Source organism: Aminipila sp. (assembly GCF_032051575.1).
Classification (GTDB): domain Bacteria; phylum Bacillota; class Clostridia; order Peptostreptococcales; family Anaerovoracaceae; genus Aminipila.
Window position 1 is genome coordinate 310,888 of record NZ_DAMBYD010000003.1, and the last position, 15,829, is coordinate 326,716.

Here is a 15,829-nt window from a genome sequence, read left to right on the forward strand (position 1 = left end):
TATTTTTTATTTTCTTGTGGTCAATCGTTAAATTTTATACCCCACTCCCCATATGGTCTTGATATACTTTGGTTCATCTAAGGTATCGCCTATTTTTTCACGTAAATGCCGGACATGAACCGTTATTGTGTTATTGCTTTTGCTATAATATTCATCTTTCCATATATCATGGAACAATTCTTCTGCACTAACTACTGTGCCTTCACATTCCAATAAAATTCGAAGGATAGAAAACTCTGTAGGTGTTAAACTAATTGCCTTCTCCTCCAGTAGACATTCATGTGTTTTCGTATTAAGTTCCAGACCGGAATAAGAAAGAATCTGACCTGGGTTTGTTTCTTCTTTAATAAAATTGTACTTTTTATACCTGCGTAGCTGTGCCTTTACTCTGGCAACCAATTCAAGGGGCTGAAACGGCTTCGTAATATAATCATCAGCTCCTAACGTTAAGCCTGTAATTTTGTCAGATTCATCGTCTTTAGCCGTCAGCATAATAACCGGAAACATATATTGTTCACGGATTTTCTGACAAAGAGAAAAGCCGTTTACCTCCGGCATCATAATATCCAGAATAGCAAGGTCAAGTTCTTTTGTATCGATATAGGCTAAAGCATCTTTTGAAGAGTAGCATTTGTAAACAACATAATTTTCATTTTGTAAATACACTTCAATTAAGTCTGCAATATCGTGTTCATCATCTACGACAAGAATTTTATCATTCATCATATAACGCTCCTTTCCAGCATTGCTACGTATTTTATCATTATATCAAAACAATCTGCCTTAATAGTGATTTTTAGTATGAGAATTTATTAAGATTTTCCTAAGATTATTTCATAACCTATGCCTTTACTTACGATATCCCCTATTATATAAAAAAAAGAAGCTAGGCAACAGCAACTTTTAAGCACTAATGCAATAGCTTCGTAGTTTCAATTTTCCTCTTTTTATATGGATCTTTATACAATTCCATTTCAATACATTTCCAATCTTCATTCATAACATGGTAATGTCACAACCTGTCATTTTCTCATTTGGTATACTCACTGCCAAAAGCTTTCTTGATTTTTTCAACATCTCTAGTATCCACCCATTCTTCAATAAATCCACAATTACAGCATACATACCTGTCCACATCTACCATGCTTCGATTAGTCATACCACACTGAATATAGTTTCCTTCTCCGTATGCTTCAGCGTTTCCGCCTACCTTTATTATATCTGTTCCTCCACATTTAGGACACTTTCCATTCTTCATTAAAATCCCCCCTTATCCATTATAAGTATATCACACTTCATTTGCGTTTTTTTAATTCATTATTAATCTAAACAAAAAACCGCAGGCTTCAAAAGTTTCTGCGGTACGTCTTCAGTAGTATCGGTCTCTCCCGATTGTCAATGCTCCCACATTTAAGGGCTGTCTATTTCAGGCTGTCACTGATTTTATCTCTTAACCATACGCGGTATTTAAAATCAGATAAACTTACACCGCGTGGCTCAAAGGAGAAAACACTTATTTTCCTATCAGTATAATTTTATAATATTACCATGTACCATAAGGGACATTTTTTAATATTTTTTATGCACTTTTAATGCTGTTTAGTATGCAAAAATGCTATTCAACCACACTTGGAATAACCACAATTACGACATGTAACACAACCACCTTCATGCTCCAGCTTATTGCCACACTCTGGGCAATATCTGGCATACAAAGTTTCCGCAAGAGAGATCGGCGGTGTTGTCATGGCTTGAACCTCAAGCCCGTCTAAAGTTAAAGTATCCGCATGTGAAGCTTTAACTCCCCTCTCAATGGCCTTGGCAATAGCATCAGGGCATGAGGTGACACTCATTCCTTTCTGGCGTATAGTCGATGGACAACGGATGCCCTTAAGTTGTTCTGCCAAAGCCTCACTGCTAATGCCACTACGCAATGCGATGGATACCAGACGTGCAGTGGCCTCAGATTGGGACGGACAGCCGCCGGTACGCCCCGTATTAGTGAATACCTCACATATACCGTTCTCATCATAATTGACTGTTATATACAAATTACCACATCCAATCTTCACTTTTTCGGTAAATCCCCTTGTAATATTTGGTCGTGGACGTGGAGTAATAACATCATTCTTAATTGTGCTGTCCTCGTGGCTGCACTCCTCCTTAGATTCCTTCTCATTAACCTTACCTATATTCAGCACCTGCCCGTCCCGAGAGCCATCCCGGTAAATGGTGATACCTTTACACCCCAGAGAATACGCCAGCTGATAAACTTCAGCTACTTCCTCTTCCGTTGCGGAATTAGAAAAGTTCACCGTTTTGGAGACTGCATTGTCTGTATATTTCTGAAATTGTGCCTGCATTTTTACATGCCACAACGGATCCACATCATGAGCACATACAAAAATCTTCTTCAGCGTTTCTGGGATGCCATCCACATCGGCCAGAGTACCATGCTCCACAATTTTCTCCATTACCTGGTCAGAATATAGGTTTTCCTCCATTAGTCGTTCCTTTAAAGTACTGTTAATCTCGATTAAGTGAGTTTCATCCATGACGTTACGAATATAAGCATAGGCGAACACTGGCTCTACTCCTGATGAAACCCCTGCAATAATGGATAGAGTGCCATTGGGCGCAATGGTAGTGATGGTGGCATTGCGCAAAGGTTCACCATTTTTAAAGATACTTTCCTCAAAGAGCGGAAATGCACCTCTGATTTCCGCCAGCTTTATGCTTGCTTCATGGCCAATGGTGTTGACCATTTCCATAATTTTTCCTCCCAGTGCAACGCCCTCCTCACTGTTATATGGTATACCCATATATAGAAGCATGTCTGCAAAACCCATTACACCCAGGCCAATTTTCCGAGTAAGTTTGGTAACTCGTTCAATCTCGCTTAGCGGATACACGTTGACATCAATGACATTATCTAGGAAATGTACTGCGTCACGTATTGTTATGGCTAGCTTATCACTATCTAAAGTATATCGCCCATTCTCTACTTTCAGGTGTTTTACAAGATTTATTGAGCCTAAGTTGCAGGACTCATATGGTAATAAGGGTTGCTCTCCACATGGGTTGGTGGACTCAATCTCTCCCTGCCCAGGTACTACGTTGTCACTGTTAAGGCGGTCAAGAAAGATGATGCCGGGCTCACCAGTCTGCCAAGCGGAGCTAACAATGGTATTAAACACATCTTTAGCATTAAGCTGACCAGTAATCTCTTTGGTCGCAGGGTCCACTAAATCGTACTCTCTTCCGTTTTCTGCCGCTTTCATAAATGCCTCGGTGAGACCCACTGAGATGTTAAAGTTTGTAAGCTCATTTTTATCATTCTTGCAAGTGATAAAAGACATAATATCCGGGTGATCCACTCGTAGAATCCCCATATTGGCACCTCGCCGGGTTCCCCCTTGCTTCACAGCTTCTGTAGCTGCGTTAAATACTTTCATAAAGGAAATAGGGCCACTGGCTACACCCCCAGTGGAGTTCACCGCTGCACCATTCCTCCGTAACCTTGAAAAGGAAAAACCCGTTCCTCCACCGCTTTTATGAATGAGAGCTGCATTCTTAACCGCATCAAAAATAGCTTCCATGGAATCAGCTACTGGCAGCACAAAGCAAGCTGACAACTGCCCTAATGGGCGTCCTGCGTTCATCAGCGTGGGGGAATTAGGTAAAAATTCCAGCTCTACCATCATGTCATAAAATCGATCTGCCATAGCAGATACATCAGCAGCTGGATTATAATTAAGGTCAGCAGCAGCAATAGCAGTAGCAACTCGGCGGAAAAGTCCCTCCACTGTCTCCGTAAGCTGACCTTGTGTGTCCCGGGACAGATACCGACGCTCTAAAACTGCGCGGGCATTTTCAGTAATTTTCATTTTTTATTTCTCCTTTTGTTTAACTTTAAACGTTATATACCATATATTGTATCATCACGATTCGAATTGTCAATATATTGGGTTGAGATTATTGTGATGTTTAAAGATAATATTGAACATTTTAAGCGTAAGTCCTATAGATTTTTTTATAATTATGAAATATTTTTGTAAAATCAACACATTTTGACAAATATTTCATTTTTTCTGATATTATAAATATAGACTTAATTTATTCAAAGGAGAAATAGAAATGGAAAATGTTGAAAAATCTTATTTTGATGGAGGGCTCTTACAATTAATAGGCTGGACTATACTAGGAGGGTTAATCACTACATGTACTCTTGGTATTTGTTACCCTTGGGCACTCTGTATGATATACGGTTGGAAAACTAATCACACAGTAATTGAAGGTAAAAGGCTAAGCTTTAAAGGAACAGCTGTTGGATTATTTGGAAATTGGATTAAATGGTTACTTTTATGTATTGTTACAATCGGTATTTATAGTTTTTGGCTTGGAATTGCGCTGGAAAAATGGAAAGCAAACCATACTCACTTTGCTTAAATGCATATACATAATTTAAACATATTGTTTTATTTCTACCCTTAAAGCACAAGCCTTTAAGGGTATTTTTTTTATTGAAATCACAAAACGACAATCTACATTCTGATGTTACCATTGCTATTAAAACTATAATGACTAGGAATTGTTGTACTTTTAGTGCTCGATTTACTGTAAATCCAAGCCATAAAGTCAGGAAGAACAGCGGGAGTTTGCTGAATGTAAACAGCGGTAAATCCAAGAGGTTGGAAAAGAATCTCAATGATATATGAGCAAGGAGGTGGTTCAAATTGAACCACCTCCTTAACTCGTGTCCATTTAACCAATTTGATGATTTTTAAAGGAACGATAGGCTAATGGGGTCAGCAGAACACTGACTGCAATCGCAAACAAGGGCAGAAACACATAAGGATGAATAACCAAGCTCCCGAATTCATATTGAATCATATCCACCACTGATGCAAGAGAGGTCATTTGCGTGGGGAAAAGGTGATACAGGTTATAGAGCAGTATATTCTTTTCCGAAACGCTGCCCAGCATGGGGGCAATCAGTAATACGCTCACCAAAACAATTACGCCAAAGGAAGATTTCAGCTTTGCGGAGAGCAACATGGTAATCGCCGCCGTCATCAGGTAGGCAGACAAGCTGACAACCGTCAGCAGCAGCACTGTTTGTCCCATGGTCAGCGAATACGGACACAGGATTAAATAAAGCTGCAAAGGCGCATTCCCGCCCTCCGCACCAAATACAGCCAGAGACAGACAAAAGGCGAGCGCAAGCAGAACCAGACCAAAGATTGCCGCCAGAGAAAAGCCAGTAAAAAGCTTTGCGGAAATGAGTCTGTTCTTCCCCCTCTTGGAGGACAAGATGAGCTGATCCGCACCAGAGCTGTATTCTCCGGAAAACAGCGGCGCCATGCAAACCGCTATGACAAACGCCGAGAATAGCCCCAGCGTATTGACCATTACAAAAAAGCGGGTGTAGCCATCCGTATAAGAAAATGTAAAGGGTTTTTTAACTTGCTCATCCAAAGCCAGTATCCGCTCCTTGGCTTTGTCTCCCATCTGCGTTTGCTGGACAGACTGTTCCAGCTTTTCCAGCCGGGTGCTGTAATAGCCATCCGCCTGCGCTTCGGTAAACACTTGAAAATCCTCCATATTAAAGCGTTTGGAGGCCGTATTGAAAACACTGCGGATCGTTCCGTAAATCGGGCTGTAGGGGCGCGCAATAGTTTGGTATTCCTGCGTAGACTGATAAACATCTGCCTCCGGAATCTGCGCGTAGGCATTGACCGTCTTCATAATCAGCTCTGTGTCCAGCGAGCGTCCCGACAGCGCACGAGCATATGCTCTATCCTTGACCATTGCGTCATAATTGGATTCATAGGGTTCGCCATCCACATAATAGCTTCCAATAAGCGTACCAACAACACTGAACGCTATAAGGAAGGCAGCAAGAAGCAGGGCAACTTGTACGCTTCTCTTACACAAAATCTTTTTATATTCAAATCCGACTAGATCCCAGAATCCATTCATTGTTCATTCACCTCACTAAAATAATACAAATATAAATCTTCTAATGTCGCTTGTACGCTTAACGCCGAAGTACATGGTTTTTCATCCGAAACCAAACGCAGGAATATCTTTTCGGTACTTTCCTGACGCAAATTAATAACCGGATATCTTTCACACAGAATATCTGCCTCGGATTGGGGCAGAGTACACTCCCAAACCTTACAGTCAATCGTTTGTATGATTTCATCTCGCGTTCCCTGATGAATGAGTTGTCCGTCTTTCATCACAAGGATCGTATTTGCAATATGTTCTATATCGGAAACGATGTGTGTGGAAAGTAATACGATGCGGTCAGTTCCAAGACGCGAAATTAAATTACGAAAACGTACGCGCTCCTTGGGGTCAAGGCCGGCGGTCGGCTCATCTAAAATTAATATTTGAGGATCATTCAGCATGGATTGTGCAATACCCAGCCGTTGCTTCATACCCCCGGAAAAAGTCTTGATTCTCCTCTTGGCTTCTTTTTCAAGGGATACCTGTTCCAAAAGCTCCCATGCCTTTTCCCTTGCTTTTGTTTTTGGCAATCCTTTTAAGGCGGCAATATAAAGCAAAAAATCCAGAGCAGAAAATTCAGGATAATACCCAAAATCCTGCGGTAGGTATCCCAATGCATCACGATAATCCTCATTGCTGACGTCAATATTGTTAAAGCGGATGGTTCCGGAAGTCGGTGCCAACACACCGCACATTATGCGCATCAAAGTGGTTTTTCCCGCTCCATTCGCCCCAAGAAGTCCGTAAACCCCGCTTTGAAAATTAATTGAAATACGGTCGCAGGCAATTTTGTTTCCGTAATGTTTTATCACTCGATCAAGTTTAAGTTCCATTGTTTTTCCTCCATTTGTTTGACTAATTTACGCATCTGAATTCCAATAAGCACTGAACAGGATACAAAAAGTATTAACCAGATATTCAGGTAGGTACTCGAATAAAGGACTTTTGCCGTACTTTCACAAAGAATACTGATTGCACTAACGATTCCTGCTGTGACTGCACAAGCATAGATCCCCTCCGAACTACGTGTTCGATTCAGCAGTCGTAGGCAAATTGAACAGACAACAAGATATGGTACGATTGAATAAAAAACGATTTGCAACAGGCTGTATGCTGATACTTGATTTATAAAAATAAGGATCAATATCAGAACAACAAAATTTACCACCCCCAGAATACTTATCCGTGCCATAACAATCTGCAACAGGCTGAACCGACAGCTTCCCTCCAACTCTGACATACAGTAAGCAGCGGAACGGTAGATTTCTGTAACGCTTATCATTGCCAGAAATGGAAGGGCAGCGGAAATGCTCCAAATTTTTATTCCATCAGGATTCCAGCATTGGAACGCTGGTAATCGGAAAGCAATAATCCAGCCCAGAAAAACAATCAAAGCGGAAGCTACCCATATCCGCTTGCGGATATAGTGGAGCTGGTCAAATATAAATTCCTGATAATTGATTTTAGGATAGCGCAGTTGTTTCAGAAAACGTTCCATATCTGACGGGCATGGTGCTTCAAAAGCTGCCTTCAATGCTTTCTTGAGTTTTTTATTCATAGAAAGTCCTCCTCCCTTAATAATTTTTTTAAAAATGTTACTGCAGAATTTGTCTTTCGGTAAACAGAAAAACGTGAAATCCCCATAATAGAAGCAATCTCTCCAACGGAAAGTTCGTTGACATACCGTAAAAGCAGCAATTCCTGTTCCTGTTCAGGCAGTGTTTTAAGTGATTGCCGTAGAACGATACTAAGTTCCAGTTGTTCAAAGTGGTCTGTATCTGGTACATCATCGTTCAGTGTTTCCAGCTGGACTTTACGGAAAGAATCTATGCAAAGATTCCTTGCTATTGTATAAAGATACGCCAGCATTTTTCCGCGTTCAATATAGAAATTTTGAGTAAAATATCTTAAGAAGGTTTCTTGAGTGAGGTCTTCCGCCAAAACAGAATTCTTTACCTTATAATAGCAATAGCGATAGATTTTATCGTATTGTTCTTGCATATGTATTGACATTAAAAACCTCCTCTCAAATGTTTAACGTTTTATTAGCCTTAAATGTGCGGATCAAATGGTAAATTTATTTTAATATATTTATTTTCACAATTCTCTCATTAAAAAACAGCATTTCAAAATCAAATTCCCTTTGATATCTAAATAAAAAAACAGAGGCTAATGCTATGAATATTCACTAAGAAAATTCATAACGCCAGCCTCTATTTAAACTACAAATCATTGAATAAAGCAATAATCCAACCTAAGCCCAAATAGGTACAAAGTTTGGATTATTATTGTTTGGAGCAGGCAGCGGGAATCGAACCCGCAACCTCAGCTTGGGAAGCTGATATTTTGCCACTAAACTATGCCTGCATATATTCACATTTTTCTTATCTACATAATCTAAAAGATATTTGTAAACAATTCCAAATAAATTATACTCCTTATTACCCCTTCTGTAAATACTAGAATTTTTTTCTACAACTATTTGCTTCATTATTTACATAAAAAAAGAGTCCGCAGACTCTTCCATTCTACTTATCTAATTTGCTTCACAATTCATTGCGATGCCAGCAGGAGTTACTAAAAACGGATTATCAGGTTTAATAGTAGTCAATCCTGTTTCCTTTTCAAATATTTTTTCAATTCCAGTCAAGCAACACGTTCCTCCACAAAGGTAAATCGTATCCACTTCTTTTGGATTGACATATTTTTTAACGATAGTGGCCATCTTTTCAATAACTGCTTTTACTACTGGAAAAATTTCTTTGTGTTTGCTATAATCTTGCTTTATAACTTCTGCTTCTGCAAAAGATATATGATAATTTCCTGCCAGAACTAAAGATACATGAGTTCCCCCGGTGGGTTCATCTTCAATCTGTACCACCTTCTTGTTCTTTAAGATAGCTAGTCCAGTTGTGCCACCTCCAATATCCACAACAACCCCGTTCTCTATTTGATAAATAGAATTTGCAGCTGTAGGTTCATCAAGAATATTAGTCACTTCAAAACCCGCACCCTCTGCTACATAGCTGTGCGTCTTAATACTAGAGTCTGTTCCTGCAGGCATGGCAATAGCACAATTAATTAGCTCTCTGCCGCCTAAACGCTGTTCTAATTTTGCCTTTAATTCCTTTACAATATTCAACGCTCCTGTATAGTCGTAAACAATACCATCTCTAAGTACAGATGCAGCTTTTTTTTCGCAGGCAACTGGATTATTCTCCTCATCAAGCACCACTATTACGATATACGCAGTACCCAGATCAAGACCAACCTTAAGCTTGCTTCCAACAGGCTGAAAAGTCATACTTTGTGATTTTTCTACTCTTTCCATATATTCATTTACTCTTTTTAAATCCATCATATCTTCATTGCCTTTCATCCTAGTATTGTACCATTATTATCCTTTAATATGCTCATTATAAATTGCTTTATTTTTCTTTGCAATACAAAATAATTTTTTGCCACGAAACTACATTCCATAATTTCCTTTTTCCAAGAGATTTAATGGGCCAGATATACCTATCTGCCCCATTAAACTCAAAGTCTGATATGAAAGAAGTATTTTTACTATGCTAATTCCTGCCAATTTGCTGGATATACAAAATATGCATATCTAGTGTTATTAGGTGTACTAAAATGGATGTGGCTGCCTTTAGGAATGAGTATGATATCCCCCTTGTTGCCACGAATCACATTTCCGCCATCAATCTTAATGTCTAAAGTTCCATCAATGACATAATCAAACTCATCATATGTAAGTGTCCATTCAAAATCTGCACCATCAACAAGTTCCATGATGCCAGCCCCCATTCTTGGTGCTTCTTCTAAAGATACGATGTCCTTTAGCTTTACATCCTCCCTGCCTTCAAAAGCTTCTGTCTTTACAGTGTCACCACGTACAACTAAGATGCCGCTGTTTTTATCCGTTTCTTTTTTAAATTCCCCATTGGCTTTAGCTGTTGCCTGTACTAGCAATTCTTTTACTATTGCCTTTACCAATTCTTCACTAATATTCATAATTATTCTCCTATCCTATGCTATCATTTGTTCTTCTTCTTCTGTGGATTCAATTTTGCTAAGAAGCTTTGGTGCTAAGATATTTGCTAATACCAAAGCAGTAATACCCGCAGTAAGTTTACCAACAACTACTGGGAAAATCATTTCCGGATTATTACCTGCCGTAAATCCTAAGTGATCTCCAAATACAAATGCACCTGATACAGCAAAGGCTACGTTCATTAACTTAGCTTTTGGATTCATGTCACCCATTATATTAAACATAGCAATGTTATTTGCAAGAGTAGCAACCATACCTGCAGATCCTGTATCATTCATACCTAGATGACCACCAACCTTCTCTAAAGTAGTACCAAATGTCTTTGTTATCCACTTAACCATTGGGAAAGCACCAACTAATACACAAGAAATCTGACCACAGACCAGCAGACCGGATTCTAGTCCATTTACTCCGCCATTCTTATCTGGGTCTACCATAATATCAAACAACGGAAGCATGATTCCTGTTTCATATTCAAAGATTGCAATTGCTGTAAATATAGTAATAATAACAGTTACTGCAGTTCCAAAATGATTAAATCCATTAATCATACTTGCTGGCTTAAACCAAAGACCAAGTACAATTAAACCAGCCACAACAATAACTGGAATTAAGTTAATTAAAATAGTAATAAGGCTGATTTTATATGGTGTAATATTCATCACAAGACCACCAGCAATACAACCGATTGGAATCGTAATCAAACCTGCCAAAATGCCGGCTGCCAGATAAGGACGGTCCTTCTTTTTAATAATGGACAGCGCTACTGGGATGGTAAATACTATAGTAGGTCCCATCATAGATCCCAAAATTAATCCTGAAAAATTCCCTAGGGTATCATTGGCTGCAAGCTGCATTGCCAGCGGGTAACCTCCCATATCGCACGCTAGCAAAGTCGTTGCAAACATAGAAGGGTCTGCCCCAACCAATGTATAGATTGGTGAAATGATTGGCTTTAATAAAATAGATAATACCGGAGCTGCTGCAACAACACCAGCCATTGCTAATGCCAAAGGTCCCATGGCATTGAACCCTTCATCAAACTGTTCACCGTATCCAAGCTTATTTCCTCGAATTTTATCAATTGCGCCTACTAACATGAAGATTGTCATAATTGTTACAATAACCGAGTTTACTGTTAAATTTCCGATGTATGCATGCAGACTTTCCGTCAACACCGACACATCAAAAGCATTTATTAATTCATCAAACATATCTTTCCTCCTGTATCATTTATTACCCATATTGCTGTAACCCTCCTGCTACAGCAAGCTCTCTAATAGTTTTGGAGATGGTCTTGGGATTACGGTGCTGCCTACCAATAGTTCCGATACATTTTCAGCCGCCGCTACAGCTGCCCGGACTGCACCTACATCACCCGTGAATGTAACCATGCCTTTTCCACCTATGGCACACCCCATACGTATCTCAATTAATGTGATATTAGCCGCCTTGACCGCTGCATCTGCTGCAGTAATTGCTGACGCTATTGAATAAAACTCTAATACACCAACAGCACCTAATGTCCCAACAGGATTTGTCATATATATAGCAGGGATTACCTGATCATTAATATTAGGGATAAACAATGTATCAACCGCATGAGCGCCACTTCTTTTCAGACCATCCTTCATAGATGCTTCTACTGCACCTGTCTCTCCCCCAATAACAACCAGATACTTTCCAGGACATACTGTGGAAGCCCGAAGTACATTCACCTGCGCTGCCTTAATCATAAAATCACAAACTTCAATTCCCCTGGCGATACTATTTAATTCAATCATACCTACTGCATTTGCCATAGCGCCTACTCCTTCTCTTTGTTAATGACAATTCGTTCACCATCAACTGATGTGATTCTGCCTTTTATACTTGCATGTACATTTGCAGAAAGTGCCCCCTCTTTTGCCTTTACCATTAAGTCTCCTTTTTGCACCTTATCACCAACAGTTACACACACGTCTCCTGACACTCCAATGTGTTGTTTCATTAAAATTGAAACACACTCAGGTTCTATGGATACACAATCATCGGCATGTGCATTAAAATAATTCATCAAATCCAATCTGGCCACTAATCTCTCTGTAGGAATCCGCCTATATAACAGTTCTTCTAATGCTACTGGTGCTTTATTCGATGCGGGTTTCAGTCCACGGCCTGCTAACTGTCCTTTTACATAACTATTTACTTTACGTGGAGAAAGCCCCATAGGACAAGCAAACATCTCACATACTCCGCAGTCACAACAGTTGGCAGCGTCACCAAATGCCACCTCATACTCGCTGTCATCCACAATTAATTTTTCTCTATACATATTTCTCATAACCATATTGGGTCGAATTTTGTGCCCTATTAAATATCTTGGACACATATCAGTGCACATTTTGCATTGAACACAAGCGCTTTTCGTCTGGGCTATAATAGACGGAAGTGGAAGTTCTGCGCACTTTACTAAATAGTGATTTTTAGGCAGTACAAGAATATTTCCTGTAGTCTTTGTCACCGTTAAACCTTGAATATTGTTTCCTCTATATACCTTTCCCATCATGGGTCCTCCCACGATAATATCATATTCTGCCAATGTGGGGCCTGCTTGGTTAATACACTCCTGTAAAGTTGTTCCAAGGGGAACATGAAGCATAATTGGCTGTGCCACCTCTCCCACTACTGAAAGGTACTTATCTGTAACTGGATTTCCCTTTAATGCCTGGTATACATTTAACATAGTACCCACGTTGCTGACTACCGCACCTACGTCCAGCGGCAATCCCCTTTCTGGTACACTGCGCCCTGTAACCAATTGCACTAAGGTCTGCTCATCACCTGCCGGATAAAACGAGTTCATCATCACCAATTTAAACGAGGAGCTGGTTTCATTTATAGCCTTTTGTAATGCTTGTATTTCCTTTTGATACTTACTCTTTAAAGCTATTACTTTGTGCTCTGCTCCTAAATGCTCAGCTACAATTTGCGCTGCCTCTAAAATTTCATTTGGAAATGTTCTCATTAAATATTTATCCGTTTCAATTAAAGGCTCGCACTCTGCTGCATTTATTATAAATACTTGGGCTTTTGCAGAAATCTTTACATGGGTAGGAAACCCTGCACCGCCTGCACCAACTATTCCAGCATCTTTTACTGTCTCTATCAGGTTCATCATCTCACCTCGTTACACGTCCTCTACCTTTTAAAGTACATTTTCATTGATTTCCTTATCATCTACAATTCCTACAATTGTAGCATCAACCGGTATTGCTGCATCCCCGACTGCGCTTCGTGCTGAGCTTCCTGAGACGTACAAAACAATTTCACCAACTCCCGCTCCAATAATGTCTGCAGCAACAATTGGACTAAAGGAATTTTTTTCATCTAAAACATCAATTGGCTTAAGAATCATCAGTTTTATTCCTGACAAACTTTCTTCTTTTCTAGTTGCCCAAATGTTTCCAATAACCTTTGCTACCTTCATATAAGTGATCCTCTCTTTCACACAGCACTGCGCTCTCGGTTTTTTTATTTTTTATATTCATCTAATTGCAAATGAAATGCCTCTTTGCTCTGCATACTCGCGAGCCAAATCGGTAATAATTGTTTTTTCCGTTACATAAATTAGCTCTGTATTTTGCTCACAAATGTTATGTATATCACGTTCTGTAATAACCCTCTTCGTCAATGATATGGCTTCTTTTTTACTAGCTTCAACAGCAATATCTGACTGCTTTTCTTCTATGGGGCAACTGTTTTTCTTCTCCAATGGACCTTCGTGATTCAGGATAACTTGCTCCAATTGCTCTAAGCTGCAAAAGCAAATCCCTGCATTTTTCAACAGTTCTATTTTCTGTATCATCATCCCGTAATAAAGTTTAGGCGCTGTTTCCCTATATTGGAACACCTCTACTTCCTCACTCGGAACAAATATTCTCTTGCCTAATAAAACTGCTTTGATCGCCAGTTCTGTAAACGGTGTATCTGCAATACCCTCTGCAATTTTCCCCAATGATTTAATGCTTAGATACCGCATCACAACCACATCAAATTGCTGCATATCACACTGATATTCATTTGTTAAGGCACACGTAATATCAAACTTGTGGGAAAGCCTCTGATTTTCCCATAGGTCATGGCAAGCTGTACCATGATCCTCAGAAAGAATTAGTAACTTAGGTTTTTGACTTATTTCCTCATATGGTGGCAGCTGTATTTCTGGATGATTTTCCATGACAGAAATTTTTTCTGCAACTTTTACTGCAATTTGACTTACTAATTCATTGAAATCCATCTTCTCCCCTCCTCTCTAACTTGCTTTGCAATTCATTTCACCCTGCTATCTATAATTCGTCCTAAGGTAAATCCCTCGCATGCTGCCGCATTTGCCTCATCAGTATCAATGTGGGCTTTGTAGCTGGATGCTTCATCTACACGAACAATAACATCTTGCAAGATAACAGGCCTCTCTGTAATGATTTCTAAGCGTACTCTCTGCTTATCAACTAACTTCAATCTGTCAGCCATCTCTGGTGGTACATGAATGTGTGCTTTGGCAATGATAGCTCCCTCTGAAAGAGCTACCACACCATTTGGGCCTTTTAATACAAAAGCCCCCGACTCATTTAACTGTCCAGACAACCTGATTGGAGCAGTCATTCCAAGCATCATGCAATCACTCCGAGACAGCTCTATCTGTGTTTTAACTCTGGTAGGTCCTAGAATAGAAATTTTCTTTTCGCCCTTAGGTCCTACCAGCGTTATCTTCTCTTCTGCCAAGTATTGACCTGGTTGTGATAATGCTCTTTTACCCGTTAGTTTATAACCGACCCCAAACAGCTGCTCTAAATCAGTTTGGCTAAGGTGCACATGTCTGGCAGAAGTTTCTACTTGTACCAATCCGTTTGCCTGAATGGCATCTTTCATTGCCTGAACCAGATTTTCCATTGCTCAATCTCCTTCTATTGATATTCTCCTGCCAGCCATTTGCACATCAAGACATGCAGAGCACTGGATAGTCGATTTAATTCTTCTATTATGTCAATTCTACTGCATTTTCCGTTTTGACAAAAAGCCGTCGCTGCAGATACTTCTACCTCACGGATAGCAGCACGGAGCTGATTCAGCATAGCGTACTGTGTACCCATAGTATAGTTAGGCATAACCATCTGCTTAATTCCAAAGAACTTCATCGGATCGTGAGAACGATCACGCAACTCGCTATGAGTAAGCCCTATTATTAAACCATTTTCCAATACTTCATCCAAAACTTCGCATTTCATAATATTTTGTAGTGTTAATAATACACTATTTAAATCTGCAATTAATTTATTGGATGTACCTGCATCTGACATCAATGCCTGATCCAGAATAATCATCGTTTGAATGGAATCTAACTTCCCTCGAAACAATATCCTTGGATGATTTTTGGCTACCAGAAAGTTTCCATGAAGTTGACACATATGCTCTGGTTTTTTCATATAAAACGCACCTGTTTCAAAATCCACATAAGTGGGTTTCCAAGCTTGTGCTGTCTCTGAATCGCAAGTTACTGTTACCTCAGACGATTCACTGTTCTTCACCACTGATGGCTCTGGCTGCACAGGGGGTTCTTTTAAGATTTTTATTTTACGTTGCTGTAAATATTCACGAGCTGCAGGTGATAAAATTGTTTCCTTCGGTATACAAAAGTACTCCGGTTGATTGTTTCTAAGCTCATCCCGCAATATAGCTTCTGTTATGACTTTCAACGCGTTCACCTCCCACCTCTTG

The 15,829-nt window shown here is 39.7% G+C and carries 17 protein-coding genes and 1 tRNA gene; 1 reads left to right on the forward strand and 17 read right to left on the reverse strand.

Annotated elements, in window-relative coordinates; all coding sequences use genetic code 11:
* Positions 1-27: 27 nt before the first annotated feature.
* From vanR to RTW14_RS05555, 3 genes are all read right to left on the reverse strand, one after another.
* Complete coding sequence (vanR, locus tag RTW14_RS05545; RefSeq protein WP_312648776.1) at positions 28-723, reverse strand: VanR-ABDEGLN family response regulator transcription factor; 696 nt, start codon at positions 721-723, stop codon at positions 28-30.
* 307 nt (positions 724-1,030) lie between these two features.
* A complete protein-coding gene (locus RTW14_RS05550) occupies positions 1,031-1,258 on the reverse strand; it encodes a hypothetical protein (RefSeq protein ID WP_312648703.1) in 228 nt (75 codons plus the stop codon).
* Positions 1,259-1,619: 361 nt separating this feature from the next.
* Positions 1,620-3,887, reverse strand: a complete 2,268-nt coding sequence (locus tag RTW14_RS05555; RefSeq protein ID WP_312648704.1) for a vitamin B12-dependent ribonucleotide reductase — start codon at positions 3,885-3,887, stop codon at positions 1,620-1,622.
* A 250-nt stretch (positions 3,888-4,137) separates the two neighbouring features.
* Between RTW14_RS05555 and RTW14_RS05560 the strand changes: the two genes are divergently transcribed.
* The gene (locus RTW14_RS05560; RefSeq protein ID WP_312648705.1) at positions 4,138-4,449 is read left to right on the forward strand and encodes a DUF898 family protein; all 312 of its coding nucleotides are present in this window, start codon (positions 4,138-4,140) and stop codon (positions 4,447-4,449) included.
* A gap of 315 nt (positions 4,450-4,764) precedes the next feature.
* Here RTW14_RS05560 and RTW14_RS05565 read toward each other — a convergent pair whose 3' ends face one another.
* The 14 genes from RTW14_RS05565 to RTW14_RS05630 all read right to left on the reverse strand — a co-directional run bounded on the left by RTW14_RS05565 (position 4,765) and on the right by RTW14_RS05630 (position 15,807).
* Positions 4,765-5,982 (reverse strand): ABC transporter permease, encoded by a 1,218-nt coding sequence (locus RTW14_RS05565; protein WP_312648706.1) that lies wholly within the window; start codon positions 5,980-5,982, stop codon positions 4,765-4,767.
* Positions 5,979-6,848, reverse strand: a complete 870-nt coding sequence (locus tag RTW14_RS05570; RefSeq protein WP_312648707.1) for an ABC transporter ATP-binding protein — start codon at positions 6,846-6,848, stop codon at positions 5,979-5,981. The genes RTW14_RS05565 and RTW14_RS05570 overlap by 4 nt, the downstream gene beginning before the upstream one ends.
* Entirely contained in the window at positions 6,824-7,573 is a 750-nt protein-coding gene (locus RTW14_RS05575) for a hypothetical protein (protein ID WP_312648708.1), read from the reverse strand. The genes RTW14_RS05570 and RTW14_RS05575 overlap by 25 nt, the downstream gene beginning before the upstream one ends.
* Positions 7,570-8,028 carry an RNA polymerase sigma factor gene (locus RTW14_RS05580; RefSeq protein ID WP_312648709.1) on the reverse strand — a complete coding sequence of 153 codons (459 nt, stop codon included), beginning with the start codon at positions 8,026-8,028 and terminating at the stop codon, positions 7,570-7,572. The genes RTW14_RS05575 and RTW14_RS05580 overlap by 4 nt, the downstream gene beginning before the upstream one ends.
* 280 nt (positions 8,029-8,308) lie before the next feature.
* A tRNA-Gly gene (locus RTW14_RS05585) sits at positions 8,309-8,382 on the reverse strand.
* 169 nt (positions 8,383-8,551) lie between these two features.
* Positions 8,552-9,376, reverse strand: a complete 825-nt coding sequence (eutJ, locus tag RTW14_RS05590; protein ID WP_312648710.1) for an ethanolamine utilization protein EutJ — start codon at positions 9,374-9,376, stop codon at positions 8,552-8,554.
* Between the two features lie 206 nt (positions 9,377-9,582).
* The gene (locus RTW14_RS05595; protein ID WP_312648711.1) at positions 9,583-10,032 is read right to left on the reverse strand and encodes a cupin domain-containing protein; all 450 of its coding nucleotides are present in this window, start codon (positions 10,030-10,032) and stop codon (positions 9,583-9,585) included.
* Positions 10,033-10,047: 15 nt separating this feature from the next.
* Entirely contained in the window at positions 10,048-11,286 is a 1,239-nt protein-coding gene (locus RTW14_RS05600; protein WP_312648712.1) for an ethanolamine utilization protein EutH, read from the reverse strand.
* Between the two features lie 48 nt (positions 11,287-11,334).
* Positions 11,335-11,874 (reverse strand): BMC domain-containing protein, encoded by a 540-nt coding sequence (locus RTW14_RS05605; RefSeq protein WP_312648713.1) that lies wholly within the window; start codon positions 11,872-11,874, stop codon positions 11,335-11,337.
* A 5-nt stretch (positions 11,875-11,879) separates the two neighbouring features.
* Positions 11,880-13,232 (reverse strand): 4Fe-4S dicluster domain-containing protein, encoded by a 1,353-nt coding sequence (locus tag RTW14_RS05610; RefSeq protein ID WP_312648714.1) that lies wholly within the window; start codon positions 13,230-13,232, stop codon positions 11,880-11,882.
* A gap of 27 nt (positions 13,233-13,259) precedes the next feature.
* The gene (locus RTW14_RS05615; protein ID WP_312648715.1) at positions 13,260-13,541 is read right to left on the reverse strand and encodes a EutN/CcmL family microcompartment protein; all 282 of its coding nucleotides are present in this window, start codon (positions 13,539-13,541) and stop codon (positions 13,260-13,262) included.
* 57 nt (positions 13,542-13,598) lie between these two features.
* Entirely contained in the window at positions 13,599-14,351 is a 753-nt protein-coding gene (locus RTW14_RS05620) for a hypothetical protein (RefSeq protein ID WP_312648716.1), read from the reverse strand.
* Between the two features lie 32 nt (positions 14,352-14,383).
* Positions 14,384-15,004: a phosphate propanoyltransferase gene (gene pduL / locus RTW14_RS05625; RefSeq protein ID WP_312648717.1), complete on the reverse strand. Its 621-nt coding sequence runs from the start codon at positions 15,002-15,004 to the stop codon at positions 14,384-14,386.
* A gap of 14 nt (positions 15,005-15,018) precedes the next feature.
* A complete protein-coding gene (locus tag RTW14_RS05630; protein ID WP_331654403.1) occupies positions 15,019-15,807 on the reverse strand; it encodes a hypothetical protein in 789 nt (262 codons plus the stop codon).
* Positions 15,808-15,829: the final 22 nt, after the last annotated feature.